Annotated in this window: 17 protein-coding genes; 3 read left to right on the top strand and 14 right to left on the bottom strand. The window is 41.5% G+C overall.

Annotation, left to right across the window (positions count from 1 at the left end; genetic code table 11):
- Positions 1 to 3: 3 nt before the first annotated feature.
- From IM793_RS02800 to IM793_RS02750, 11 genes are all read right to left on the bottom strand, one after another.
- Positions 4 to 1,254: an NAD(P)/FAD-dependent oxidoreductase gene (locus tag IM793_RS02800; RefSeq protein ID WP_193419645.1), complete on the bottom strand. Its 1,251-nt coding sequence runs from the start codon at positions 1,252 to 1,254 to the stop codon at positions 4 to 6.
- 106 nt (positions 1,255 to 1,360) lie between these two features.
- Positions 1,361 to 2,392: a cyclopropane-fatty-acyl-phospholipid synthase family protein gene (locus tag IM793_RS02795; protein ID WP_193419644.1), complete on the bottom strand. Its 1,032-nt coding sequence runs from the start codon at positions 2,390 to 2,392 to the stop codon at positions 1,361 to 1,363.
- Between the two features lie 107 nt (positions 2,393 to 2,499).
- Positions 2,500 to 3,315 (bottom strand): DUF1295 domain-containing protein, encoded by an 816-nt coding sequence (locus IM793_RS02790; RefSeq protein WP_193419643.1) that lies wholly within the window; start codon positions 3,313 to 3,315, stop codon positions 2,500 to 2,502.
- Between the two features lie 89 nt (positions 3,316 to 3,404).
- Entirely contained in the window at positions 3,405 to 3,740 is a 336-nt protein-coding gene (locus tag IM793_RS02785) for a DUF1475 family protein (RefSeq protein ID WP_132400221.1), read from the bottom strand.
- 612 nt (positions 3,741 to 4,352) lie between these two features.
- A complete protein-coding gene (locus tag IM793_RS02780; protein ID WP_193419642.1) occupies positions 4,353 to 5,081 on the bottom strand; it encodes an acyl-CoA desaturase in 729 nt (242 codons plus the stop codon).
- A gap of 141 nt (positions 5,082 to 5,222) precedes the next feature.
- Positions 5,223 to 5,720 (bottom strand): phosphoheptose isomerase, encoded by a 498-nt coding sequence (locus tag IM793_RS02775; RefSeq protein ID WP_025142534.1) that lies wholly within the window; start codon positions 5,718 to 5,720, stop codon positions 5,223 to 5,225.
- Positions 5,721 to 6,434: 714 nt separating this feature from the next.
- The gene (locus IM793_RS02770) at positions 6,435 to 7,991 is read right to left on the bottom strand and encodes a RagB/SusD family nutrient uptake outer membrane protein (RefSeq protein WP_193419641.1); all 1,557 of its coding nucleotides are present in this window, start codon (positions 7,989 to 7,991) and stop codon (positions 6,435 to 6,437) included.
- A gap of 26 nt (positions 7,992 to 8,017) precedes the next feature.
- On the bottom strand, positions 8,018 to 11,218 hold the full coding sequence (locus tag IM793_RS02765; RefSeq protein WP_227256114.1) for a TonB-dependent receptor: 3,201 nt from the start codon (positions 11,216 to 11,218) through the stop codon (positions 8,018 to 8,020).
- 1,136 nt (positions 11,219 to 12,354) lie between these two features.
- Complete coding sequence (gene katG / locus IM793_RS02760) at positions 12,355 to 14,631, bottom strand: catalase/peroxidase HPI (RefSeq protein WP_193419640.1); 2,277 nt, start codon at positions 14,629 to 14,631, stop codon at positions 12,355 to 12,357.
- Positions 14,632 to 15,111: 480 nt separating this feature from the next.
- Positions 15,112 to 16,368: a beta-1,3-glucanase family protein gene (locus IM793_RS02755; RefSeq protein ID WP_193419639.1), complete on the bottom strand. Its 1,257-nt coding sequence runs from the start codon at positions 16,366 to 16,368 to the stop codon at positions 15,112 to 15,114.
- Positions 16,369 to 16,455: 87 nt separating this feature from the next.
- Complete coding sequence (locus IM793_RS02750) at positions 16,456 to 16,959, bottom strand: hypothetical protein (RefSeq protein WP_193419638.1); 504 nt, start codon at positions 16,957 to 16,959, stop codon at positions 16,456 to 16,458.
- 300 nt (positions 16,960 to 17,259) lie between these two features.
- On the opposite strand from IM793_RS02750, the gene IM793_RS02745 reads away from it, so the two are divergent.
- The 3 genes from IM793_RS02745 (at position 17,260) to IM793_RS02735 (ending at position 20,032) form a co-directional block, all read left to right on the top strand.
- Complete coding sequence (locus IM793_RS02745) at positions 17,260 to 17,883, top strand: hypothetical protein (RefSeq protein ID WP_193419637.1); 624 nt, start codon at positions 17,260 to 17,262, stop codon at positions 17,881 to 17,883.
- Between the two features lie 676 nt (positions 17,884 to 18,559).
- A complete protein-coding gene (locus IM793_RS02740; protein WP_193419636.1) occupies positions 18,560 to 19,342 on the top strand; it encodes a histidine kinase in 783 nt (260 codons plus the stop codon).
- Between the two features lie 18 nt (positions 19,343 to 19,360).
- Entirely contained in the window at positions 19,361 to 20,032 is a 672-nt protein-coding gene (locus tag IM793_RS02735; RefSeq protein WP_193419635.1) for a response regulator transcription factor, read from the top strand.
- A 1,038-nt stretch (positions 20,033 to 21,070) separates the two neighbouring features.
- Here the strand turns inward: IM793_RS02735 and IM793_RS02730 are convergent.
- Genes IM793_RS02730 through IM793_RS02720 form a run of 3 tightly spaced genes read right to left on the bottom strand, consistent with a single transcriptional unit; the run spans position 21,071 to position 26,075 of the window.
- Positions 21,071 to 22,480: a hypothetical protein gene (locus IM793_RS02730; protein WP_193419634.1), complete on the bottom strand. Its 1,410-nt coding sequence runs from the start codon at positions 22,478 to 22,480 to the stop codon at positions 21,071 to 21,073.
- Between the two features lie 32 nt (positions 22,481 to 22,512).
- Entirely contained in the window at positions 22,513 to 23,805 is a 1,293-nt protein-coding gene (locus IM793_RS02725; protein WP_193419633.1) for a hypothetical protein, read from the bottom strand.
- Positions 23,806 to 23,819: 14 nt separating this feature from the next.
- Positions 23,820 to 26,075, bottom strand: a complete 2,256-nt coding sequence (locus tag IM793_RS02720) for a hypothetical protein (protein WP_193419632.1) — start codon at positions 26,073 to 26,075, stop codon at positions 23,820 to 23,822.
- Between the last annotated feature and the right edge of the window lie 29 nt (positions 26,076 to 26,104).

The following is a 26,104-nucleotide window of genomic DNA, read 5'->3' as shown; positions in this document are numbered from 1 at the left end:
TAACTAAACTAACAGCCCCCTACACAGGTCCACCGCGCTTTTATAAGCATCTTCATGAAAACCATATTTAAAATAACTTCCGCAATAGTATATCGGGCCCGTTTCGTTTAGCCTGTGCAATTGCTCCTGAGCCTGCATGGCCGGAACATCGAACAAAGGGTGATGATAATCGATTTCTTTAACAATTTTTTCAGGATTTAATGTTCCTGCCGGGTTAATGGAGACAAAGTAATTCTGCTTTTTAGAAACGCCCTGCAAATTATTCATCCAGTAAATGGTACTGGGCAATAATTTATCGCCCTGTTTTTCTACACGGTAGTTCCAGCTGCTCCAGGCCAGTTTGGCTTTCGGCATCTGCTTTTCATCGGTATGTACAACGGCTTTGTTTAGCTGGTATTTGAATTTAGAAAGGAGTTCGGTTTCCAGCGTTGTTTTATCTTTTACAATTTCGAAAGTCTGGTCTGCGTGACTGGCCATAATCACTTTATCGAACTCAAATTTCTCGCCTTTCTGGTTTTCCACTTCAACTTTACCGTTTTCTAATCGCTTTACCGCAACAATTTTAGTATTGATTTTGATTCTGTCGCGGAATGGTGCTATCAGTTTTTCGCGGTAAGCCTGACTGCCATTTTGTAGCGTATACCATTGATGTTGCGTATCTAAACCTAAAAAGCCGTGATTTTTAAAGAAACGGATCAACGTAACCGCCGGGAAATCCAAAATCTGTTCCATTGGGGCACTCCAAACCGCAGCGCTCATCGGAATCAAATATTGCCAAAGCATATCCTCACTATAACCAAATGCTTTAAAAAACTGCCCGATCGAATAATCCTGATATTCCGGCTTATCCAAAATTTCGACACTTTGTTTGTTGAAGCGGTTAATCTGCATCAACATTTTTAAATAAGAAATGTTAAACAGGTTTTTCCGCTGTGCAAAAAGATGGTTCAAGCTCGAGCCACTGTATTCTAAATTTTTAGGCAGAAACTGCACACTGAAAGACATGTCGGTTTTAATTACCGGGGCACCAATCTCGGCAAACATTTCTGTCAGGTTTGGATAGGTTTGATAATTAAAAACCATAAAGCCGCTATCCAGGTAAATGGGTTGTCCATCTTCTTCGAGTGTAATAGTATTGGTATGACCACCGATATAATCGAGCTCTTCGAAAAGGGTTATATCGTATTTATGTTGCAGTTTATGGGCACAACCCATGCCTGCTATTCCGGAGCCGATAATGGCGAGTTTATTCATAATGTAATATGGAAGATGGATAATGTAATATGGATGACGGAAGATGTAAGATAGATGATGGGCATATCGCTACTCCATTATCCATCTTACATCCTTACTTCTTACATTATTTATTCTTTTGAAACAAATAATGGCATACCATCCATTCGTTTCCTTTATTGTAATTGAACAGTTCGGCACACGACATGTAAAATAACCTCCAGTATACCCACCATTTCACCGCCTGATCTTTACCATAAGTAGTTTCTAAAATAGGCATGATTTCCTTTTTATGCTTGTCCATATTGCTTAGCCAGGCTTCTGAGGTTTTACCGTAATTGGTTCCGTTTACCACCCAGTGTTTATCGATCTTGAGGTCGTCGTTAAAGTAAAAAAACAAGTGGTTAGATGGCATAATTCCACCTGTAAAAAAGTATTTACTCATCCAGTCGGTTTCGTCAATCACCTCAAACTTGTATGCCAGGGTTTTGTGCGTAAATATGTGCACAAATAACTTCCCATCTGGTTTCATAAATGAAGCAACCTTGTTGAGTAAAAATTTATAGTTGCGCATGTGCTCAAACATTTCTACTGATACCACCCTGTCAAATGTATCGGCAATGGTAAACGTATTCATATCGGCAGTTAAAACCGTTAAGTTTTGTATTCCACGCTGTTTTGCAGTTTCATCGATAAAGATTTTTTGGGTTGCAGAATTCGAAACCACTGTAAAAGTGCTCTCCGGAAATTTAGCCGACATATACAATGAGAGCGATCCCCAGCCACAACCCAGTTCTAAAACATTCTGTCCATTTTGTAAATCGGCCCTTTTACAGGTTAAAGCCAGCATATCATCTTCTGAAGTATCAATATCTTTAACGCCCGGTTTCCAGTAACCACTGCTGTATTTTAAATTTTTGCCCAAACAGTACTGAAAAAATTCAGTAGGCAGTTCATAGTGCTGCTCATTGGCATCGGCTGTATTTACCGCAATCGGCGATTGCTTCAGTTCAGCAACCAGGTCCATAAATTTTTCCTGCTGTAGTTCCTCATCGCCAAGCGTTTCATCATCCAGGCGCTGCTTGCATAATTTTCTGATGCCGATGCGCAAGGCCGTATCAGGAAGTTTGTTGTTTTCTAAAAGTTTATCGTACCACATGTAAATGTAAAATGGAATAATGTAAGATGGATTATTTATTATGGAAAATGCTTAATATACGATGTAAAGTGGCTGATGGTTTTGCAATAGTGCGGCCCTCATCCGTATTACATTTTCCCTTTTCCATCCTTTTTCCCCCAAGGAAAAAAGGCACTCGTTGTTTCCTGGTATTTTTTATAGGCTATAGGTTTGCTTCTCAGGTTTTGCTCTTCGTTATTTGGCACACCGGTAACCCTGGTTAATAAATACAAAATAACCGCCGGACTAATGATGGCCAAAATACCCCACGGCGAAGCCAGCGCAAAAATGAAATAGCCCATCCAGGTTAGCCACTCAAAAAAATAGTTGGGGTGGCGACTGTAGTACCATAGTCCGGTATCGCATACTTTCCCCTTATTGCTGGGGTCTTTTTTAAACGCGGCAAGTTGCCTGTCGGCAATCATTTCTCCGAAAAAAGCAATTACCCAAACCAGCGCACCTGCAAACTCTAAAATAGAGATAGCCTGCGATTGATTCGCAGTAATGATAAAAAATGGAATCGCCAGGATTACATTGGATATGGCCTGAAACTGAAAAAACACAAAGAAATTGCGGTCGGCTTTGTCGCCCCATTCTTTACGCAGCTGCTCGTATCTGCCCTCTTCTTCCTCTAAATGACCGATAACACGTTGCCACAGGTGAATACCCAGGCGCAGCTCGGCCAGTAAAAACATACCACAGATTAAAATTTTACGGGGATCGTAACCATCAGATAAAAAAAACGTAATGATCGTAATTACAGGGAAGTTTAGCGCCCAGAAAACATCAACCACACCTGCATTTTTAATTTTCTTTGCCCAAAGCCAAACCATGGCCATAATAAAACAACATGCAATAAGCGAAATGAGTGCGATGAATAATAGATGTCCTGTTTGGAGCGGCATAAGGTTTAAGGTAAAAGGTTTAAGGCCCAAAAGCCAAAATCAGCATTGTTATAAATAAACTCCTTGTAAGAACCCCTACACCTTAAACCCTACACCTCTCGCCTTAAAAGTAATTCTCTAACACCTTCGCCATCTTTTAGTTTGAATAAATGCACTAAAACATAAGCTAAAGTTGCTATACTGCCTAAACATACGAACAAAATGGCTATAGAGATTTTAAGAATAATGCTTTTTTCTTTATAAAACATCCATAGCGTGATAATGAAGATGTTAGCATAAAAATCCCAAAGGGTTGCGCGCATCCAGGGTATGCCGCCCAGGAAATCCCACTGCTCGAACAGGTTACTTTCCAACGAAGTGCTAATTACTTTATAACACATAAAAACGAACAGTGCAGAGAAAATGATTTTAAGGAAGTTGATCATTGGGTGGTTTAATTTTTAAAACAGTTGGAATATATACGGTAAGATAGGCAAAAAGGATTTTATGGTAAAACCCCGAACTTTCTATATTGCCCTTCAATTCCGCTACCATTACCAGATTCCAATAGAATGGTCGTCATTGATTTTAATTTTTAAGCCATAAATTATACCTCAGGAGTGACAAAGCGCGGGATATACTCCGTGTTTCCGTGGCAAAAAAAATGCGTTTTTATCTGAAAAGCAAGGATCCTGGTTTTATCGGTTGCGACAGCCCTGCCATTCGCTTCAATCTTTTTGAGGTACTGTTATGCTGTGATGCAGGTATCCGTTTCATAGGCTGCAGATGCTTCGTGCCTCAGCATGACAGTATAGGTAAGGTTACTACGAACAAAAAGGATTTTCGCTGCTGTCAGGTTTAGCTAACACAAAACAGTGCAGAAGGAATGTGGATATATTCCGTGTTTTCCGTGCTTCAGTGGCAAAAAACCTGTTTATTTAGACTAAATGAAAAGCATTAACTGATGGTCTGTGGAGACACAGACCATGGCGGTAGAAATCGACGCGAGAACTCAAATTCTTTCTGCTTTGGTCTTTAGTCTTTTTCCTTTTAACTCCTTAAACCTTTCTAATTTTGATGATTTTCATCCAGTGCAATACTTTCATTACCGGATAGGTTGGATCAAATTCCCACCATTTGGTAGCAAAGTTAGGACTGTTTGGTTTTTTGTGGTGGTTGTTCTGAAAAAGTTCACCCATCAGCAAGAAATCCCAGGGTAAAGAGTTTTTGCTATGATCATCATTATCATGGTTAGAATAGCCATATTTATGACCACACCAGTTTACAATTGCCCCATGTAGCGGTCCCATTAAAAAGTGGATCGGCAATAAGATATACAGCCACCAGTGGTTGGCAAAAGCAATATAAAAGCCAATATAAAATAAACCGCATGCGATTCTCCATCCCCATGAATTTCCAATCTTATCCACAATCGGCCATTCCGGATAATTCCCTTGAAAAGCTGGTTCCGGCTGTATTTTATATTGCAGATAATTCATATACATGTTCTTCGTTGCAATCATCATCCCGAAAACATCCTTAAAAAAATGTGGTGAGTGTGGATCTTTCTCCGTATCACTATAGGCATGGTGCATCCGGTGCAGGATAGCATAAGCTCTGGGATTTAAAAATGATGAACCTTGTGAAATCAGCAATACTAAGTAGAAAAACCGCTCCCAAAAAAGTTCCATTTTAAACATCTTGTGAGAAGAGTAACGGTGAAGGAAAAATGTTTGGCTAAACAGGGATAAAAACCAATGGCAAAGAAAAAAAATAAGGATGATCATGTATAGGGTGTGTATGCTATATAAACGTATTTTGAAAGCATTTAGTTTTCGAAGTCTACAAAAACTACGCTAGCTGATCCGTTTAGACAAAAAGAATCCTGCTCGACTATATAGAACAGGATTCTATTATTTTATTATTTATTATCTACCGAAATCGTCTTGAACACGTACGATATCGCTTTCATCTGATGGGTTTGAAGCATCGGTATGTTGCCATATTTCTGCAACAACACCCCAGTCTTCTAAACCGATTAAACGGTGGCGTTCGCCTTGTTGTAATTTAATCTGGTCTTTTGGTGCGTATTTTTTCACTTCACCTTCCTCGTCAGTTTGGCTGGTTTTGATGCCAACGGTACCAGTAACCACTTGCCAAATTTCAGCTCTGCGGTGGTGATATTGCCACGAAAGACGTGTATTTGGTGCAACGATTAAAATTTTCGGGCTTAATTTACCACCAATTTTAAGGTCTTCAACATTTAATCCATCAAAATAAGTATCGGCAAATTGTTGCGCCTGCGCTTCATCTATTACAAAGAAACCACCCCAGGGACGGGTTTCATCGCGGTTGACTACATTAAAACCTTCAATTTTTAAACGTTGCGCTACGCTTTCGAATATTTCTTTTTTGTCGTTTGTCATTGATAAAATATTAGTTTTTCTAATGATTATTGAGGTCACAGGGATTTGTTCATCTCCTGTGCGGTTCTATAATTGCCGCAAAAATAAGCCTAATAAATTAAAAAATCTCTTTCGTGCCTTTAATTTTTTAAACTCAATTCATGAATCGCCTCAAAATCCATATAAACATTCATTAAAGGCATTAAAAATATTGATTATTATAAACTGAAAATATTGGAGTGATGGTTACAGGCCATGAGGCATCCTCGTTTCGACCGCAATTGAGAGAGAGCTTTCTTATGGGCCAGTCAATGGCAGGATCAAATTATATTATAAAACAGTATGAATGAAAGGAGATTTTAAGGCGATAAACGGCCCCGAAATATCGTCATCTCGACCGCAGTGGAGAGATCTTTTAAAACAGTTCAAAGATTTCTCCATTCCACTACGTTCCATCCGATAGCTATTGAATGCGAATCCAATTCTTAATTGGATGAAGCAATCTTAATACGGTCGCTATAACCCATAGTTGTAAGATTGCTTCGTCGTTCCTCCTCGCAATGATGGCCTCTCTCGCTTAAGATCCGGTTTAGTTCGTGGCTTTCACTGCGCTACAGATTAAGGTGTCGACAATGAAAAAGCGGGTATCCGAAATACCAGACACCCGCTTTTTTTGTTAAACATTACTCATGCTCGGTGTGACACCAACCATTAGAAATAATGAAATACTGTTGTTTAATAACCTGGGTTTGGAGTCAGGTTAGGATTGTTTTTGATTTCCGGAGTAGGAATTGGAAACAATAAATGTTTGGTTTGCAAAGGCTGGTTTACACTTTTATTAATGTGGCCAACAAAATTATCAAAGCTGTTAGTGGTTTCGTTGTACACTTTACGCAAGCGGACCATATCAAACCAGGTGATGCCCTCGTAACACAGCTCATGCCAGCGCTCTCTCCAAACGGCTTCTTCAAACTGTGTCTGGCTCAAACCTGCAAGATCAGCCAATTGCGCTCTTTTTCGTACGGTATTTACCGCAGCATAGGCAGCAACATTCGGACTACCATCTGCCCTGTTTTGTGCTTCAGCATAAATTAACAAGGTCTCGGCATAACGGATCTGTGGAATATTCAGATCGCTCCTGCTGGTTCCCTCTACGCCTAGTGTTCCATTTGCAATCAGATCAAAGTGTTTAAAAATATAAGGTTTACCGCGGTTAACCAGCGGCATTTTAAATCCATCGGTATAATAGTCGGTAAAGAAATAACCTTCTCTGTTTTTAGCCCTTAAATCTCCTGCCTCATACGAGCCATAAAAACTGGCCGTTGGAATAGCCGTTCCAATCCCGTCAATTTTAGAAACCAATGGCTGGTGCAAAGGTAAATAAGATGATTGCAAGGGGTTACCGGCTCCGGCAGCGTCATTGTACTGGATCCCGAATAAATGCTCCACTTTATTGTCATTCTTTGCATCGTGGAGGGCTCCATAATCAGAAAACAAACCAAGTGATGCCGGATTACCGGTTGAATAATCGATTACCTCTTTGGCTTTATCTGCTGCTAATTTATAATAAGCCGCTCCTTTGTTAAGGGGCTGTCCGGCCATGGTTAAATATACCTTTGCCAGTTCAGATTTAATTGCTGCTGTAGAAACCCGTCCGCTGGCATCCATAAAAGGCAAACCGGCCGCTTCTGCAGCCACCAGGTCATCAACAATGAGTTTGTAAACCTGTTCCTGTGGTGTACGTGAAGGAGAAAAATTAGGATCGTTAGGGCTGGTAATCGGTTTAGTGATTAAAGGCACATCGCCCCATAAACGTACCAGGTAAAAATAGGCCCAGGCCCTGATGAAAGACGCCTCTCCTAAGATCCTTTTCTTCTGTGCATTGTCCATCGGGTTAATGCCCGGAACTTTATCCAAAACCAGGTTGGCTTGTGCAATTACTTTATAAAATCCGTTCCAGTTTTGGTTAACATGCAGGTTTGTGCCATCATAAATGAGTGAATATAAATTGTTCAGATCGGAGTTTTGTGCGGTTTCGGTAGATTGTATCCCGGTTGGCGCATCAAACATCTGCCAGTTGTTGGAATAAATACCAGCCCCGTTTCCAACAAATCTGATCTCTGCATAAACAGCAGCAATACCTGCTTCTGCATGTTCTGGTAAAGTATAAAAATTATCTGGCGAAAGATTAGTGGGATCTGTTTCATCTAAAAACTTCTTACATCCCTGGTTCCCGATTATAGCGCAGCTTAGCAACAACAAAGCAGCGATATTTTTTATGTTTATTTTCATGTTGATATCCTTTCTTTAGTTAATGTTTATAATCCAATGTTTAAGCCTACCATGAAAGTAGTTGGCTTTGGATAATCGAAAAATGTCTGACCTTGTGCAAATGCATTTCCATAAGTAGTTACCTCAGGGTCGTTACCGGTATACTTGGTTGCCAGGAAGAAATTCTGAACAGATGCATAAACACGGAGTTTGCTTAAACGTAATTTTTCAACAAGTGTCTTATCAAAAGTATAACCCAGTAAAAGGTTTTTTCCACGGATGAAAGAACCGTCTTCTAACCAGTGGGTATCTACGTTGGTTACATATCCGGCAGATTGATCCCTGATTGCGGCAATCGGTGTATTTTGATTTTGTGGAGTCCAGGCATTTAATACGCTGGCGAAACTATTGGCCTGCACCTGTCTGTCTTCACCCGAGTGATGGGTCATATTCAGCACATCATTGCCATAAGAGTATTGAAGTTCTACAATCAGCTCTAAGTTTTTATAGCGGAAGGAGTTACCAAAGGATCCCCAGCCTTTTGGCGTTCCATTACCAATAATCTGGCGGTCGGCATCTGTAATGGCACGATCGCCGTTTACATCCAAATATTTAATATCGCCGGGAAGTAAAGTTTTACCACCCCGGTAACTTACATATTTTGCTGCTTCTGCCCTTTCCGCTTCGCTCCAGGTGCCTAAACGTACCAACCCCCAGAATGAACCCACAGGTTCACCTACCCTGATAATACCGGTTTGATTGGTGAAATTTGGGTTACCCACACCAAAAATATCATCGGGAGTGGCCAGAGAAAGTACCTTATTGCGGTTAAGAGAGATATTGAAACTGGTTTTCCAGGTAAAATTGTCGGTTTGTACGTTTACCGTATTAATCCCTAAATCTAAACCTTTGTTCTGCATAGAACCGATATTTTTTCTGATCACCGAGTATCCTGTGGTACGTGGAACCGGGGCATCCAATAGCATATCGGTTGTTTTTCTGTAATAAAGATCGGCCTCTAAATTGATGCGGTTGTTCAATAAGCCAAGCTCTAAACCCGCATCAACCTGTGCTGTTTTTTCCCAAACCAGGTCAGGATTGGCCAGCCTGCCTACACCAATACCTGTTACCCTGCTATCATTAATAATAGCCGAATTATTAACCAATGTAGCGAGCGACTGATAAGCCGGGAGCTCTGAGTTACCACTTAAACCATAACTGGTTCTTAGTTTTAAGTTAGAGATGGTTTTGTTTCCTTTAAGAAAATCTTCGTCTGAGGCTTTCCAGGCCAGTGCTGCAGAAGGGAAAAAGGCGAATTTATGGTTCTCTCCGAATTTGGATGAGCCATCTACCCTCCCTGTAAAAGTAACCAGGTATTTATCTTTAAAGGCATAGTTTAACCTGCCAAAATAAGAGTTAAAAGCCGACCGGTTCCGGCTGGAGCCCACCGTAATCGATTTACTTCCAGAACCCATGTTATTGTTTCCGTAAAAATCGGTTACAAAATTCTCGGCATGGCTGGTATTGCTAAAGAAATTGGTGGCCTGCCAGGAGATCCCCAATAAGGCATTAATGGCATGCGATTCGGCAAAACGTTTGTTATAGGTTAAATAGTTTTCCAGCGACCAGAAGGTTTCCCGATCATTGGTTACATTCGCCGTTCCATTCTGTCCATCAGAGATCCCGTATAATTGTTTGGCATTGTACTCGTTAATGTTACGACTCACAATATTGGCACCTAACTGGGTACGGAATTCTAAATCCTTGCTAAAGCTAATGGTAGAATAAATACTTCCCAAAGCAGTTTGGGTAACCATTCCATATTTCTGATCGGTTAAGATGTGCACCGGATTGGAGCCTCCTTCTGCCCACGGAATCAGTTTATTATCGCCCCACTTGCCATCTGCCAGCTTAATGGGCAGAAAAGGGAATGCTTCTGTAATCATACGGACAGAATTTAATCCACCTGTTCCCTGATCAACAATGTTTTCATTCTGGTTATTGTAGCTCAAATTACCACCTACCTTTAACCAGGATTTAATTTTACTGTCGAAATTAAACCGGCCCGAATAACGTTTTAAATAAGAATTCAGCAAAAGCCCCTCATCATCGCGATAGCCTGCAAAAACCCCGTAAGTGCTATTTTCGTTTCCACCTGTAAAACCCAGCTGGTGATTTTGCGAAAGTTTGTTCTGTGTAGATTCTTTTAACCAATCGGTATTGTATAATGGATTTCCATTGCTATCGAAAAACTGAGGCAAGGCAATTCTGGCTGCTTTTGGCACCGGTGTGGATGCGTAACTTCCTGCTGCCCAACCTACCGGATCGTAAACTTTAATATTCTCATAAGCCAGGTCCTGCACTTTAACATACTCAAAAGCATCAAGCATCTTTACATGGTGTGCGGCCAATGTATTTATGCCAAAATCTGCATCGTAGGTAATGCGCTGGGTATTGGCTGTTCCTTTTTTGGTCGTAATTAAAATTACCCCGTTTGCACCCCTTGCACCATAAATGGCTGTTGAGGATGCATCTTTTAACACCTCTACAGAAGCAATATCACTTGGGTTAATGTAATCAATAGCGTTACTGTTTTGGGTTTGCGAGCCCACCGGCAAAGCCACACCATCTACCACATAAAGCGGATTGTTGCTCGTATTGATTGAACTAAAGCCACGAATTTTGATATTCGTCTGACCGCCGGGTCTACCCGAGTTGGTGTTTACCTGTACGCCCGAGATCCGGCCAGCGAGTGCCTGGTTTAGCGATGAAGAAGGACGTTCCTGCAGTTCGCTTGCTTTTACCACACCAACAGAACCCGTAAGATCTGTTTTTTTCACTGATCCATAACCAATCACCACCACTTCATCTAACTTATTGGCTTCGGCAGGCAGCATTTTAACACTGATATTCGCTTCGTTCCCTACTGTAACTTCTTTATTTTGATAACCCACATAAGAAAAACGGATCACATCTTTCGGGTTGGCCTCAATGCTGAATTTACCAGCTTCGTCAGTTACCGCAGTTTTACCTGAAGAAATGTTTTTGATGCCTACTCCGGGAATAGGCAGGTTTTTTTCGTCTGATACGGTTCCGGTAATTACTTTTCGGTTCTGAATATGTACTAAAGGTACATTCAGCTCAGAAAATCCCCCGGATTTTTCAGCAACCGGATTCATCGAAAAAGCAGGGCTATTGAGCAAAAAAAGCATAGAAAGCCCTGAAATCTTTAGTAGATTAATTTTCATTGGTTTAGGTTTAGTAAATGGTTAGTTAATAATATATCGCTTAAACTGCCAGCAGATAAAACGTTTTATCCATTATCAAAAAAACAATTGATGGCAATCATCATTTTTAATCAGAAGGCTTTGAGTTAAAAGCAATTGCGTGTGATGGAAAATTATATTTTAAACGGGTTAAAACTACACACAAATAAATTACACAGACATGTACTGCACCACAGCGCGTAAATATTCTTAAGCTCATCGTCATATTTGGTTATTGATAAATCGATTTATCAATTCAATATTAATTATTTTATCACAAAATCAAGAATATTATTTTGATCGCTAGCATTACATTTCCGTATCAATCCGAATACAGTATGATTACTTTTACAGGCAATAAAATTTTTGATTAAAAATTTAAGGAAAATCGAAAATGTCGCAATCTAAATTCATTATATCTCACCTAGTTAAGCGTTATTTTTAATAACTGATGAAAAAATTTATTCTTTTTATAAAGGAAGGAAATCAGATTTCTTATCGGCAACATTCATCAGTATTACTTTTTACCAATGTGGTGTATGGAGTATTGCCGTATATAAATGAGAAAGCCCCATATTTCTATGAGGCTAATTATTTTGTTCTATTCGCATCCACCAATAAAACTAAACCAAACAAACTAATGAAATTAAAAGACAAATAAGTTTGAGAATTGTTTTAAGAAATAAAAAATCTTTCAATATTTTTTATTTGGGTTATACCGATCCTGCAAAGTGAGATCGGTATTAGACCATGATAAAAAGCAATAATCCAAATAAAGAGGCTGTATTATAAATAAAATAGTAATCCTGAAGATTAATTTATTATATAAAATCAATATAAAAGACAGATCTTTTTGGCAAAATAGTATGCTGCGCTAGATCGTCATTCCCAACTCGATTGGGAATCGTAATGCAAACGCTTTAAGATTCCCGCCTGCGCGGGAATGACGATCTTTCTATTGGAGCCTGTCAATGTTACCTTGTCGAAGGGCTTGTTTTAAATGTCTTACAAGGCGTTTCGATACTTCGTCAAGCTCAGTACAGGCTGAGCTCAACGTGACAAATTGATTGAATACACTATGATACAGCCTCTTTATAAACCTATGATGCATTTAAGATTTAATTTAAATCAAAACGATCTAAATTCATTACTTTATTCCAGGTGGCCACAAAATCTTTTACAAATTTACCTTGTGCATCTGAACTTGCATACACCTCTGCTATTGCCCTTAACTCTGCATTAGAACCGAATACCAGATCGGCGCGGGTTGCGGTCCATTTTGGCTGACCGGTAGAACGGCTGCTGCCGATGTAAAGTTCTTTATCTTCTGCAACAGCTTTCCAGGCGGTTTCCATATCCAATAAATTCACAAAGAAATCGTTGCTAAGCTGACCTGGTTTTGTAGTTAGGACACCATTTTTAGAACCGTCGAAATTGGTATCCAGTACACGCAAACCACCTATCAATACGGTTAATTCTGGTGCTGTTAAAGTAAGCAACTGGGCTTTATCAATCAGGAATTCTTCTGTAGCAACCGGCGATTTAGATTTACGGTAGTTACGGAAACCATCTGCCGCTGGCTCTAAATAACCAAAAGATTCCACGTCGGTTTGTACCTGCGATGCATCCATCCGGCCTGGCGTAAACGAAACAGGAACAGCATGTCCGGCATCGGCGGCGGCTTTTTCAACAGCAGCAGTACCTGCCAGTACAATTAAATCCGCTAAAGAAACTTTTTTACCCTCCATTTGCGCTGCATTAAATTCGTTTTGAATACCCTCCAATACGCCCAATACTTTTTGCAATTGTGGAGGATTGTTAACTGCCCAATCTTTTTGTGGTGCCAAACGGATCCTCGCACCATTAGCGCCGCCACGTTTATCAGAACCTCGGAAGGTAGAAGCCGAAGCCCAGGCAGTAGCAACCAGTTCGGACACACTCAATCCTGAAGCCAAAACTTTTGCCTTTAATGTGGCAACATCACTTTCGTTAATTAATACATGATCAACAGCAGGTATCGGATCTTGCCAAAGCAATTCTTCCTGTGGTACATCTGGTCCCAAGTAACGCGCAACAGGTCCCATATCGCGGTGCGTCAACTTAAACCATGCCCTTGCAAAGGCATCAGCAAACTGATCAGGGTTTTCTAAGAACCGTCTTGATATTTTTTCATAAGCCGGGTCGAATCTTAAAGAAAGATCGGTAGTCAGCATTGTTGGCAGGTGTTTTTTCGATCCGTCAAATGCATCAGGAATAATCGCTTCAGCATTTACCGCTTTCCATTGGTGTGCACCGGCAGGGCTTTTAGTCAACTCCCATTCAAATCCAAAAAGGTTTTCAAAGAAATTATTACTCCATTGCGTTGGCGTAGTGGTCCAGATTACCTCTAATCCGCTCGTAATTGCATCAGCACCTTTGCCAGAGGCATAACTGTTGCTCCATCCCAAACCCTGGCTTTCTATACCAGCGGCTTCAGGCTCTTTGCCTACATGATCTGCTGAAGCAGCACCATGGGTTTTGCCAAAAGTATGTCCACCTGCAATTAAGGCCACCGTTTCTTCATCATCCATGGCCATGCGGCCAAAAGTATCGCGGATATCTTTAGCAGCAAGAATCGGGTCCGGGTTTCCATCCGGTCCTTCAGGGTTTACATATATTAATCCCATCTGCACGGCTGCAAGTGGTTTTTCTAAATTACGGGAGTGTACGTCACCATCGGCATCATCGTCTGTAACCACCACGCCATGTGCTTTATCTGCACCATCAGAGCCGTGTCCGTAACGAAGATCGCCACCCAGCCAGGTGGTTTCCGAACCCCAGTATACCGATTCGTCAGCTTCCCAAACATCCTCGCGCCCGCCGGCAAATCCAAAGGTTTTAAAACCCATCGATTCTAAGGCAATATTACCGGTTAAGATCATTAAATCTGCCCAGGAAATTTTGCGCCCGTATTTTTGTTTAATCGGCCAAAGTAACCTGCGTGCTTTATCGAGGCTTACATTATCTGGCCAGCTGTTCAGTGGCGCAAAACGTTGTAATCCGGCACCAGCACCACCACGGCCATCGCCTACCCGGTAGGTTCCGGCGCTGTGCCAGGCCATGCGGATAAATAAACCTCCATAATGACCAAAATCTGCCGGCCACCAATCCTGCGAATCGGTCATCAGTGCATAAAGGTCTGCTTTTAATGCGGCCAGGTCTAAACTTTTAAAAGCCTCAGCATAATTAAATTCGCCATCCATTGGATTGGATAAATTAGAATGCTGACGTAAAATACTCATTTTTAACTGCTTCGGCCACCAGTCGCCATTTCTGGTACCGCCACCACCTACATTACTTTTCATGCTGCCATTATGAAACGGGCACTTGCTGATATCGTTCGATTCTTTTTCCATGTCTATATTATTTTGTTAGTGAAATACTCATCCGCCGTAACAGGTTGATCAGGATAATGATAAATTTAGAGAATTGAAATAACTAATCACAATCATTTAATTCTATAACGGAATAGTTAACATCTATTACTATGGTATATCAGCAATTTAGGAGGAATGCCAGGGCTTAGATCAATAAAATTTAACTTTATGTTAATCGTTGCTTAAAATAAAAAAGCCCAATTATTATTTAACTTTTGGGGATTCAAGCTATTCGAACCAGGAATACATTGTTGCCGAAAACGACTGATCGCACATAGTGGGTACAATGCATTGAATGTTTTATCAGGGTACTATTCTTGTGCAAATGGCACCAGCAAGCCAAATATTCCGGGTAATGAAAACTTGGGCACATTCCAGCTTGAGCCTGATTTACAGCGGGAAAGGAAGCTCCCTTACCCGCTATTGTTGATAAATTCTTTTTCATCTATACCAGTAATTTTATGCCGGAAATCCAACATCCAGAAGGGTAATCTTGAGATAGTCAACCGCGCCAGCCGAACCTTCAGGTGGAAAATAGAGTAATAAACCGCCCACACGATCTGAAAATGGGAAACCATAAGCATTGGTTACAGGAAACAAGGTGGCAGCCCAGTCATTATAATAATCCCTGTTTTTAGGCTGGGCACCTGCAAACATCAATGATGGATATTGAATGGCAGCTTGAAACCATTCGCTAGATGTGCATTGGCCAAGTGGAATGTTATTAATTGGATTTATGGTAGTGCTGCCCGGAAAGCCCATGTTTAACCCTGCCAATAAGTCACCAATAATCCATCCGAAAACGTCATTAACAATTCCGGCCGTTGTGTAAGGTTTTTTACTCCCCGCTGTAACGGTATAAGATGGGTTTGCACCGTAAATGCCGGTTAATGCATTTAGCGCATCAAATTTTATGACAATGGTTACGGCCCCTTCAACAGCACACGTACCTGTTAATATTACCTGTTTGGTAATAGTATTAAATGTTGCGCTGAGGTTATATGTTTGCTGAGCTGTTGGGCCAGTTCCTCCGGGTAAACCCGAAAATAGCCCTTTAATTTTGGTAGGCTTAGCGAGCGATGATAAATATTTTAAATAAGCATTCCAATTATGATACCCTTCCGCAAGCCCTGGGCCAATAACACGCACAAAAGAATTGTGAGCGTAAACAGCTGCTTTAGAATGTGAAAGCGTTATTAAACATTCGATAGTATCGCCAATTGCAGCGCCATTCTTACAATTAAGTTTTTTCACCATTTTACCATGCTTCCAAGTACTCGCCTCGATAGGAATACTAAAGAAATCGATGGCACTTAAATCCATATTGTTGTTTTGGTTACCAAAGAAATTAGGCTCAACAAAAGCATATTGCTTTTTATAATTAGGGTCGTTGACATTATTGGGAGATGGCTGGTAACCATCTCCTAAGCCCTGCAGGCCTTTATCTCCATAATTAAAGTAAATACGGCCGTTGGTGAAATCGTTAAGGGAAACATTCGGTATTGTTTTAAGTGCCGGAAAAGCCGGCATTTTACTTTTTAACTGTTCAAAGCTATAAGCAGTATCTCCTGAAAGTTTAATAGTGCCATTCGCACCGTACTGTCCGGCGCCGAAAATGCCATTCAGAAACTGAACCCAGATTTTACTGTCTGGCATGCCCGTTTTGTTTTCAAACACCACGGGAATTGAAGGTGGGGTTAGTGTTTTAGTTTCCATTTTTATATAGTTTAAATAAATTTTAATTTTTAAGTAACACTTCAGGGGACAAGAAATCTCCGTTGATAGCAACAGGAGAATTTCTCTTTAAGGCGCACCCGAACCCTGGTCTGTCCAAATGGCGTTACTTACTGTGTAATTGAAATTTACGTGATCGCCCAGAACGCACATTAATTGGGGATAGTCGCTTACCTGAGGCGGAGAATTAAAATCAGCTACTGCAATACAGCCTACCCCAAAATATCCAGGCGGTCCATCAATACTGTAAATACCTAAATTACTTGGCTGATGATTATGCACACAAGTCCATAATGGTGTAAAGCCTGTCGGCCTGGCTAACAGGGAATTAGTCGGGTCGTCATTTTGAAGGCTAAAAATATAGGTGGAGGTACCCACGGGCGGAGTAGTGCTATTGTAGTTGGGAACCGAACGAGCTATCATTCCGAGATAATATTGCTGACTCGAAAGCCCATCGGGTAACCAAAACATAACATTATGGTCTGCCCCGCTACCTTTATCGGTAACCGGCGATAATGAACCACTGCTTACAAATGATGTACACTGCGTTGCTAAAAGATAAGCATTAGACATAATTTTACTTTTTTAATTTTCCTACTCTACAGGCTTTTCGGATCGCCGCCCCTGTTTTTAACTGTACAGGCAGTTCGTTTTTTCAGGTGGGTTATGCTCCACTATCAATTGATTTTGACAGTGTAAAGATGAAAATTGTTAAAACAGTGGGTAAGAGGATAAATAAGGGATATGCTAAACAGGTATAAATATTTGTTCTCCATACAAAGTATAGGTATAAATACCTGTTTGTACATGTATATCATAGCTATGTAATAATAATATGAGTATCATTGTGCAAAATAATTAAACCTCAAACCAATGAAACTATCCAGAAAAATCATCATTCCTTTCCTTCTGGCAATTATTGCAGTATGCATAGTTGTAATCGTATCTAAAATTAATTGCGGTTGGAACAGGCCAGTAGCTAATCTCATTTCGCCAGATTCGATAAGCAGCAGATTAGTTACTTACAAAACCGCTAAACAGAACATGGCAAATTTTGACAGCATTTCTAAAATAATATTTAAAAATTTAGATACCAATAAGATTAAAGTGCCATTTAACGGAGACATTATTAACAGCACGGATGTCTTACTTGCCCTCGGTTTAAATAATGCCGACCTATATAATTATGTGCAATGTTCAAAGATAACGCTCGAAACAAAACTTGGATTTATAAACGACTCTATCAAAGTTTATGTGAGGCCGATTGATATATCTTCTAAGCCATGGCGAAATTTATATTTTAGAAAAGATGGGAATCTATGTTACCTTAATGGAGAATTATGGGTAAACCCCTGTAAAGAATGTATATCCTGTAATATTTTTCCGACATCTAAAGTAACACCTGATAGTCAAAAACACGCTGCAACAGGTAGTACTGACGATATATATTATTTAGATTTAAATAATCCTTGTCCGCCTTGCACAATACAACAATAGTAAAGGTGATTGAAGTAAGTAACAATATGTCCACGGTTCGTTTTATACTATTAGCATCAAATATTCCGCCATTACTGGCAGGTATATTGGCATTCGTTTATTTTAAAAAGTTTGATCAAAGGTTATTCTCATTTAAACTGCTATTGATATTTAACAGTATTATTCAAATTTCTCAATTAATACTGTCTCTTTTTAAACACCACAACTTATTCCTGTTACATATAGATGTTCCGGTAGAGTTCGTCCTGCTGACACATTTTTATTATTCGTTTCTGAAGCCGTATCTTGATAAAAGAATCTTTTTGGTTCTCGTCACCGTTTTCGTTACACTTTCTATCGCTAATAGCGTCTTTTTACAGCATGTAAACTCATTTAATACATACGCACTTATTGCCAAGGCTATTGTTTTAATTATCCTATCTATTTTTGCGTTTATCGCACTGTTAGACCCCCGGTCCGGGATGAATAAAACCCCGATAGGTAAAACGGTTACACTTATTAATTCCGGGCTTTTTATCAATCTTTCTTCAACGTTACTGATATATTATTTTTCTAATTTTTTAATTATAAATGTCAATAAAAATATGGTAAATTATATTTGGGTATATAATGATCTGGCATCGGTAATTATGTATTCCTGTTTTATTATAGCTGTTTGGAAACACGTTAAATACAAGTGAATATAGTTGATATCATCGTACCCTTTACTGTTGCGCTTTTTATTATAGCGGTTGGCGTAGTATTGCTTTATCAAAACTTTCAAAGAAACCTGATTGAACTTGACCTCGAGAAGGCCGAATTAAAATCGGCGCAGCAAGATGAATTATTACGCAACAGCATTATGGTTCAGGAAGAAGAAAGGAAACGGATAGCCAGTGATTTACACGACGAAATTGGTGCCGTAATATCCATTATTAAAATGAACCTGATATTAATGAGTCAGAAACAAGAAAGTACCATGCAGGAAACATCATCTGCTAAAGGCCTTCAAAACCTGATCAACCTATCGGATACAGCCATCTCAAGTGTGAGAAATATCAGCCATCAACTGATGCCGCCACAGCTAGAAGCATTTGGCTTGGTAAAAACAATTGAATCTGTTGTTGATAACATTAACCAATCTGGCGAAATAGAGATTTACTTTACTGTGAAGTGCGAATGGCCTTTAATTGAATGGCCTGTAGCATTGGGTATTTACCGCGTCATTATGGAGTTGATCAACAACACCATTAAACATGCAGGTGCCAAACATGTTAATTTAGAATTCGATTGCTTAAGCGATACCCTGACCATTAACTTTGAAGACGATGGGCAAGGTTTTTCAGATACGGAAGGCACCCAGCGAGGCTTGGGCATTATAAGCATGGAGGCACGGGCAAAAGCAATGAATGGCCAATTTGAGTACTGCAACGGGGCCGCAAAAGGCATAAAAGCTACCCTTACAATCCCGGTAATTTAACAACCTAAACACAGTGTTATGAAAAGTAAAATTAAAGTGGGTATAGTGGAAGATCAATTACTTTTTAGAGAAGGTATTAAGGCCATATTGACCACCTGGGATATTTTTGAAATTGTTTTTGAAAGCGCGGATGGTTTTTCTGTAATTGATAAGTTAGAGAAATTAACCGATTTGCCGGATATACTAATGGTTGATCTCTCTTTGCCACCGCTGGATAAAAAAGAATATAGCGGCCTGCATTTGACTATAGCCCTTGCCGAAAAGTTTCCGGAAATTAAGGTGCTGATTCTTTCCGTACATAACGATGAAAACTTTATGGCCGAATTAATCAAGAATGGAGCCCACGGCTACCTGGTTAAAGATTGTAACCCATTAGAAGTATACCAGGCAATTGTTGCTATTGCCGAAAAAGGGAGTTATATCAATAGCCGGGTACTTAAAGCAATTCAAGACAGTATGGCAAAAAAAGCAAAACCCGGTAAAAAGCTACTCACGTATATTTCTCCACGCGAGGAAGAAGTATTAAAATTAACCTGCCAGCAATTTACCGCTGATGAAATCGCCAAAAAGCTATTTATCAGCGTAAAAACGGTTAATGGGCATCGCAATAATTTATTGTTGAAAACAGGATCACGCAATGTAACCGGGTTAGTAACCTTTGCGATAAGGAATAATATTGTGCAGCTGTAAAGCAACGAAATGCCGCAAGCAAATTATAATATTTAAATGATAATTCATACCAGCCATAATATGTGCTGCCTGATTCTTTTTGAAAAAGAGCTTTTTCAGTCATACAAAACAGGGCTTATTTAAGGTACGATTTCGGCAGTTGAGGCAAAGGTTAAAGCTACCAATAATTTAAAGATCGCGTTTTGTTAAACTATATGTCTCTAAGCGACCATCAACTGGTGAAATTGAACTTCCTTAACACGATGATTAAGATAAATCTGGTCGCGGTTCCTTGGTCTTTAGGGCTATTGATGGTAATGACAAAGCCTTAGTTTCTGCGTATGAATGTGGCTCCTGCCACTGGGATTACAGTTAATCTTAGAATGCACATTACATACATTTGCAACGATTGCTGGTGATACCATTTCGATCAAGATGCTACAAAAGCTATATTGCTACAACTATCGGCTATCCGGCTAACTTTATTAACCAGGCAGCTGATGATGAATTGGATTCAGTGATTGATAAGATAAAAAAACAATTACCCGAAAATTAAACTGAAGTAAAATTATTATTTTAGTTGATTCAATTTATCAATAACATCATGAATAGCTATATCGCTATGTTTTAAATATTAAGCTTCAACAGCTTCATTCAGCAAAATACAATAGATATTAAAATTGCTGCTTACTCTGAATTCATTTTGGCAATATCAAAAGGGTTATAAATATTAAAGAATAACTGGCTTTAAGACAAGGAATATAAGCTTTTAAAGTTAATACTGGTAATAGATTCACTATTTGGATAGAAGACGACACACCTGTTGTATTTGGTCAGCTTCTTTTTGCTACTACAAACCTGCTTTCCATTTCTCTGGATTTCCTTTGCGAGGTCTTGTAGAAAACAACCTTGCCAAGGTTGGGGTCGCGCGTTCGAATCGCGTCTTCTGCTCATACAAAAACCGCACTCAAAAAGAGTGTGGTTTTTGTATTGGTGGAACAAATTTAGTTTACTTTCGCTTCCTAATTTTCCCGTTGATAGAGAAGGCAAGAGTTAATTTTATGAAAAGATAAACTGACACGCGCCGAGCAGTACAAGAGGCGTGCCGTCGTCGTCTTCATTAGTAAACATATCGGTTACATAAGCCTTCATTGCCTGAGGCGCTTGTTTGCCGGTTGCGGCACCTCTGGCAACAGTTTTCATTTTGTGGGGTACTTGCTCAGGATCCGGTAATTTAATGTTACGCACTAATGCCAGTTCAAGGTCATCGTTCTGGTTGGTAGGTACCTGATAATAGGTGACCAGTATCGGTGATGTGCCGCTGAACGATGCGCCTGCTGGCAATTGTATGGTAAGCGTCATATTTATAAGCGGAGAACCCGGCGCACCATTGATATTTGGCGGGATAACAAGGTTGTAGAAAGATATACCACCTGCTGCCCATTGCTGTACAGGAGGCGAGTAAGTCGCGCGCGTATCTGTAATAGATGCCGATACCGTTGTACCCGCAGGGAAAGTATTGCCAGGGCCTGGAGTAAGCGCAACTATAAAAGTGGTAGCAATATTGTTGTTATTGCCAACGGTAGCATTCATCGTACCAGTAGTGCCGCTCACAGCTCCGTAGTCCATATTGCGTTGGGCTACATTAGGGTTGTCGAGCACCCAGCCCGCGAGGCCTGCATTAGTAGGAAAGCTATCAGGCACCGGAAAAGGCATGCCATTGGCGCCGCTTGCCACCGCTATCAGGCAAAAATGCCCGCCACCGGGCAAGCCTGAATAGTTAAAAGCGGTGGTATTTAGGCAAACCTCGCCGGGCTGTATCTGTGTTGAATTGGCCTGGTCATAAAAATTCTCGAGCGATGATGGCTGTGACATTTCGTATGGCAGCCAGCTCTGCGGCGTCAGTAAAAGGCTGCTCGGTACGGAGTACAATGTTACATATCCGCTGGCCGCATTTGGGCCTATGTTTTGCGCCCTTACATACATGTTATTACTTTGCCCGTCGGTAAATGTACCGTTGATATACGACCCCATTGAGTTGACAGCCTGAGCCACTGTCAATATGGTGGTGCCATAATTAATGATATCGGGTGATACCCAGTGCACACCATCATGCGCCTCTCCGGTATCGCTAAAAGTATCCCTGATGAGGAATGTAGTCAATAAGCCGTCTATCAATGGCTGTACTATGGCCGCCGTAAATGACTGTTGACCCTCTGAGTTAGTGAGAGCTGTTACCACATTCAGCATGGTAGGGCCACTTACCTGCGAGCCCCATACCTGGTTAATAGCCGTTACAAAATCTGCGGCAGTATTTGTGTAGCCCAGTTGCTGGTACACTTCCTGCAGGCAGGTTGCCCAGGCCTGGTAATTGGCATTAGGGCTCATGCCATCTTGATTGCATTGTTGCAATGCCACCAACAATGGCGGATATTGTCCAGAAGTCAAGGAATTTGCGTTTGTCGTCATGTTTAGGTTGTTTTATTTGTTAAGAAAAAAAATTAAATACTCGGATAAAGAACATGATCTATCCAGGGGCCATTTTTAACAGGACTCCACTGATAGTTCAGACTTATGTAGTAAGCCGGTATGGCCTTGTATATGTCAAGATCTGGATAGACACCCTTCATAGCAGTAGCCAGCAGCGTTACATTAGAAGTGCATAATACACCCAGGCAGAAAGCCTGTCCTGCACCTGCTACAGCAGCCGTGGCCGCTACCTTGGCTGTATTGCAGTTCTGCATATAACCTGCCACATTGGGTACTACGGTAATGGTAAGTTGTGTTGTGTTAAGCACTGTGCTTTCTTTAAACGCCGTAAGCGTAAGCGTTTGCGTAATGTCGGGCGTAAAAGTCCAGGAGCCAGATGGCAGCCATGTAGGGTTGCTGGCTGATGTCAAGGTATTAACGGCATAGTTGTTAAGGTAGGTCAGTTGCAGCGATGTGGCGCCGTTTACCGTCCATGTAAGTGTAGCGGCAGTACCGCTTTGCACAACAGGCGTAGCGCAATTGAAACCGGTAATGCCATTAAAGGAAGGTTGGTAGCCTTGCGGCAATTGAGAAACCGACAGTTGTCCCTGTATCTCCGGGAACGACAATGCCGGCAGTTGCGCAATGCTAAGCTGACCTTGTATATTCTGAAAAGATATAGAAGGCAATGAACCCGAGGGTATCTGCCCGGTTATATTAGTTCCGGCAATTTGCGTAAGCTGGCTGCCATTGCCTATAAAACCTGTCGCCTGCACATTGCCATTTACATCCAGTGCCTGCTGTGGCTGCAATATGCCCAGACCCATGCGCCCCGCATTGGTCACTACCATCTGCGTACCCGCATCGCCTACATTAGAGGTATTGCCTATAAAGAATTGGTTTTTCAGCAAAGTAACCTGCGCTGCAATGGCATCGGTGGCAGGCACAGGCATTAGCTGCAACGTTTGCGCTGCTACCGCTGTTACGGTAAAGGGCTGTAAAATGCCTGATACGAGTATCATGTCGCCTGGGTAAACAACCGTCGACAGCAGTACTCCTGGCAGTAGATTAACCGCAGTAGCAGTGGCATTGCCTGTATGCAGGCTAAGCATAAATGAGTGTAATACCTGCGGAGCCGCATTGGCAACGGCCAGTCTTGCAGGGGGATAGATAAAGCCCAGCCCCATGTTATGGTTGTTGTCAACGGAGACCTGGTCATCGATTTCATTGATGAAAGAATCAATAAGGTCACCGAAATTTGCCTGCGTGGGAACACTGCCGGTTAGAAAATAACTTTTTAAGGTAGTTCTTGATTGCTCGCTCATGATGATCGTATTTTTTAAGAAACATTAAACGTACCGTCAATATCGGTATAGCCAATACCCCAGTTTAGTTGCTGCACAGGCGAAATCCATTGGTTGCCGGGAATGTATTGGGCCCCACCCGTAGCAGTAATACCAATAGTATATTGCTTGGGTACCGGTGACAGGTTTTTTATAATGAAAACGGCATTTACATTTCCGTTGTCTATCGTAAAAATTGTGGTTTGAGCCATTCGCGCGCCGCCGCTATCATACCAAGCTGTTGCATATCCCGTGGCATTTATTATCGGTGCAAAAACGCAGGTCAATACACCCGTCTTATAGTCCACGCTCATAGTGGCAGAGGCGGGCTGCCCTAGCTGGCTGAGTGCCATGTTTGCTGCCGCGCTGTTGTAATTCATGCCCGGGTTTGCCCATGCCACTACCTGACAGGTGTAAGGCGCATTTACAAACGCTGCCGGAAGCTGTATCGTAGCTGTGGTAACCGCTACGTACTGTACATCAATACATTTGCTGCTGCTGTCGGTAATAATGACCTGATAGTAGTTAGTGCCACCTACAGCGTCCCATGTGATGCTCCAGTTATTGCCATTCAGTACAGAAGTCTGTATCTGCGGTGTGGGCAAAGGTGATATGCCGGGGTTGCTGCCGCCACCACCACCGCCACCGCCGCCACCCGAACTAGAGCCGCAGCCCATACCTACAAGGGCTCCAGCCGCAGCGCCGAGGGCCCCCAGTACATCGCCTGCAACAGAGCCCACTCCGGCTAAAAATGCATCAAGCGCGGCAGACAGCAGCTTATCGCATATCTGGTCTGCTATTTTTGACGCCGCTGCCTTACCTGCAAATACCAGTATAAATTGCGCAAGTGCTTTCTGGTTATTTACCAGCTGCTGTACCACTGCCACCGCATTGTCTACAATGGTCTGCCCTAGCAGGCTCATAATGCTGTCGAAGCTAAAGTCCGAGGGTGTTTTGAACGACAAGGCAAGCGTTGGCAGGTCGAGCGAACATACTACGGTACCTGCTGCAGAAATAGTGTAAAATCCCGTAAGCACTATATAGAACTGTCCGTCTGCCACGCCGGGTATCTCAGGCTTTTTGGTAGTAAAGTCGGGGCTGATGGTAAAATTGGTTTCTACAGTCTTGTTCAGTACCAGGTCCAGTATTTTGCCGCAACCCTGTGCGCTGTTTATATCTTTCAGCGTTTTTGCAAAATCTATGGCAAGGTTTGCCGCACTCACTCCCGGCCAGTTGGTAATGGAGAAGTGCGCATCTTTATATTGCAAACTCAGGCTAGGGTTGGTGAATGGCCCCAATGTGCCGTTGTATGAAAGCGTGGCATTTAATACGGTCTGGCCATTTTGATTGGTAATTGTCATGCCCGCCGTCCCGAAGTTTTTGCCGAGGAACTGCAAACCGCAATCCAGCCCGAAGGTTTTGCTGTTATTTTTAGTGGTGATGTTGAGCGAAGGCCCGTTGGTATAGCCTGCATTGGCGCCTGTAAGGGTTAAAAAGCCCGCTATGGATATGCTGTTTTCAAATGTGCCACTAACGGAAACGCCATTGCCGCTGGCTACATTCACGTTTATCTCTACAGCAGGAAATTGATAGCCTGCAAGCGTAAGCGTGCATTGCGAAGCCATATTTAAACCCTGCTGCGGCGATGCTATCGAAAGGCCGGAAGGCACTGTGCCGTTTTGTGCCAGATAATAGATCTGATTACCGGCAAAGCTAAGGTCTATGAAATTGCCGGGGATACTTGCGCCGCTGCCAAAAAATTGTTTTACGATGCCGCTGAGGCTAATGGTTTTTATGGCATCTACCAGGATGAAATCGGGGCTGCCTCCTGTAAAATAAACGGCTACATTAGCGCCTACATTGTCCACCTTCACATTGCCGCTGGCTTGTATCTGCAGTGGTATATTTGGTTGCTTTTGCAACGAAAAATTAAGGCACTGGATACCCAGTCCTATCGGTATGCCAAAAGGCTGGTTCCAGTTTATATTGGCCGTACAGGAAAAAGTAGATTTGACATTTGGATTGAAGCTGACCTGTAATGCCGTGAAATTTACGGCGGGCAACAAATTCCCGGGGTCAAAACTGAAGCCCGGGGTAATTTGATTAACAAGGCTGGTAACACTAATCGATTGTCCTGCTCCGACCTGCCATGTAGCATCGATCAGCCACTGACCTGCGCTGTAACTTCCCTGGCAGTTAAGTGGGATGTTTGCAATTTTAAGCAGTCCGGTGGCTGAAAGAATGGTGTTCATATGTTGATAGGGAAGGTTGACAGAATACC

The sequence above is a fragment of the Pedobacter sp. MR2016-19 genome (assembly GCF_014947265.1).
Lineage (GTDB): Bacteria > Bacteroidota > Bacteroidia > Sphingobacteriales > Sphingobacteriaceae > Pedobacter.
Note: the sequence above shows the minus strand (reverse complement) of the source record. Positions and strands in the feature narration are given on the sequence as shown.

Bases quoted from the DNA above. Each gene is read 5' to 3' on its own strand.
- IM793_RS02800 (WP_193419645.1), bottom strand. From the start codon at position 1,254: ATGAATAAACTCGCCATTATCGGCTCCGGAATAGCAGGCATGGGTTGT.
- IM793_RS02795 (WP_193419644.1), bottom strand. From the start codon at position 2,392: ATGTGGTACGATAAACTTTTAGAAAACAACAAACTTCCTGATACGGCC.
- IM793_RS02790 (WP_193419643.1), bottom strand. From the start codon at position 3,315: ATGCCGCTCCAAACAGGACATCTATTATTCATCGCACTCATTTCGCTT.
- IM793_RS02785 (WP_132400221.1), bottom strand. From the start codon at position 3,740: ATGATCAACTTCCTTAAAATCATTTTCTCTGCACTGTTCGTTTTTATG.
- IM793_RS02780 (WP_193419642.1), bottom strand. From the start codon at position 5,081: ATGATCATCCTTATTTTTTTTCTTTGCCATTGGTTTTTATCCCTGTTT.
- IM793_RS02775 (WP_025142534.1), bottom strand. From the start codon at position 5,720: ATGACAAACGACAAAAAAGAAATATTCGAAAGCGTAGCGCAACGTTTA.
- IM793_RS02770 (WP_193419641.1), bottom strand. From the start codon at position 7,991: ATGAAAATAAACATAAAAAATATCGCTGCTTTGTTGTTGCTAAGCTGC.
- IM793_RS02765 (WP_227256114.1), bottom strand. From the start codon at position 11,218: ATGAAAATTAATCTACTAAAGATTTCAGGGCTTTCTATGCTTTTTTTG.
- katG (WP_193419640.1), bottom strand. From the start codon at position 14,631: ATGGAAAAAGAATCGAACGATATCAGCAAGTGCCCGTTTCATAATGGC.
- IM793_RS02755 (WP_193419639.1), bottom strand. From the start codon at position 16,368: ATGGAAACTAAAACACTAACCCCACCTTCAATTCCCGTGGTGTTTGAA.
- IM793_RS02750 (WP_193419638.1), bottom strand. From the start codon at position 16,959: ATGTCTAATGCTTATCTTTTAGCAACGCAGTGTACATCATTTGTAAGC.
- IM793_RS02745 (WP_193419637.1), top strand. From the start codon at position 17,260: ATGAAACTATCCAGAAAAATCATCATTCCTTTCCTTCTGGCAATTATT.
- IM793_RS02735 (WP_193419635.1), top strand. From the start codon at position 19,361: ATGAAAAGTAAAATTAAAGTGGGTATAGTGGAAGATCAATTACTTTTT.
- IM793_RS02730 (WP_193419634.1), bottom strand. From the start codon at position 22,480: ATGACGACAAACGCAAATTCCTTGACTTCTGGACAATATCCGCCATTG.
- IM793_RS02725 (WP_193419633.1), bottom strand. From the start codon at position 23,805: ATGAGCGAGCAATCAAGAACTACCTTAAAAAGTTATTTTCTAACCGGC.
- IM793_RS02720 (WP_193419632.1), bottom strand. From the start codon at position 26,075: ATGAACACCATTCTTTCAGCCACCGGACTGCTTAAAATTGCAAACATC.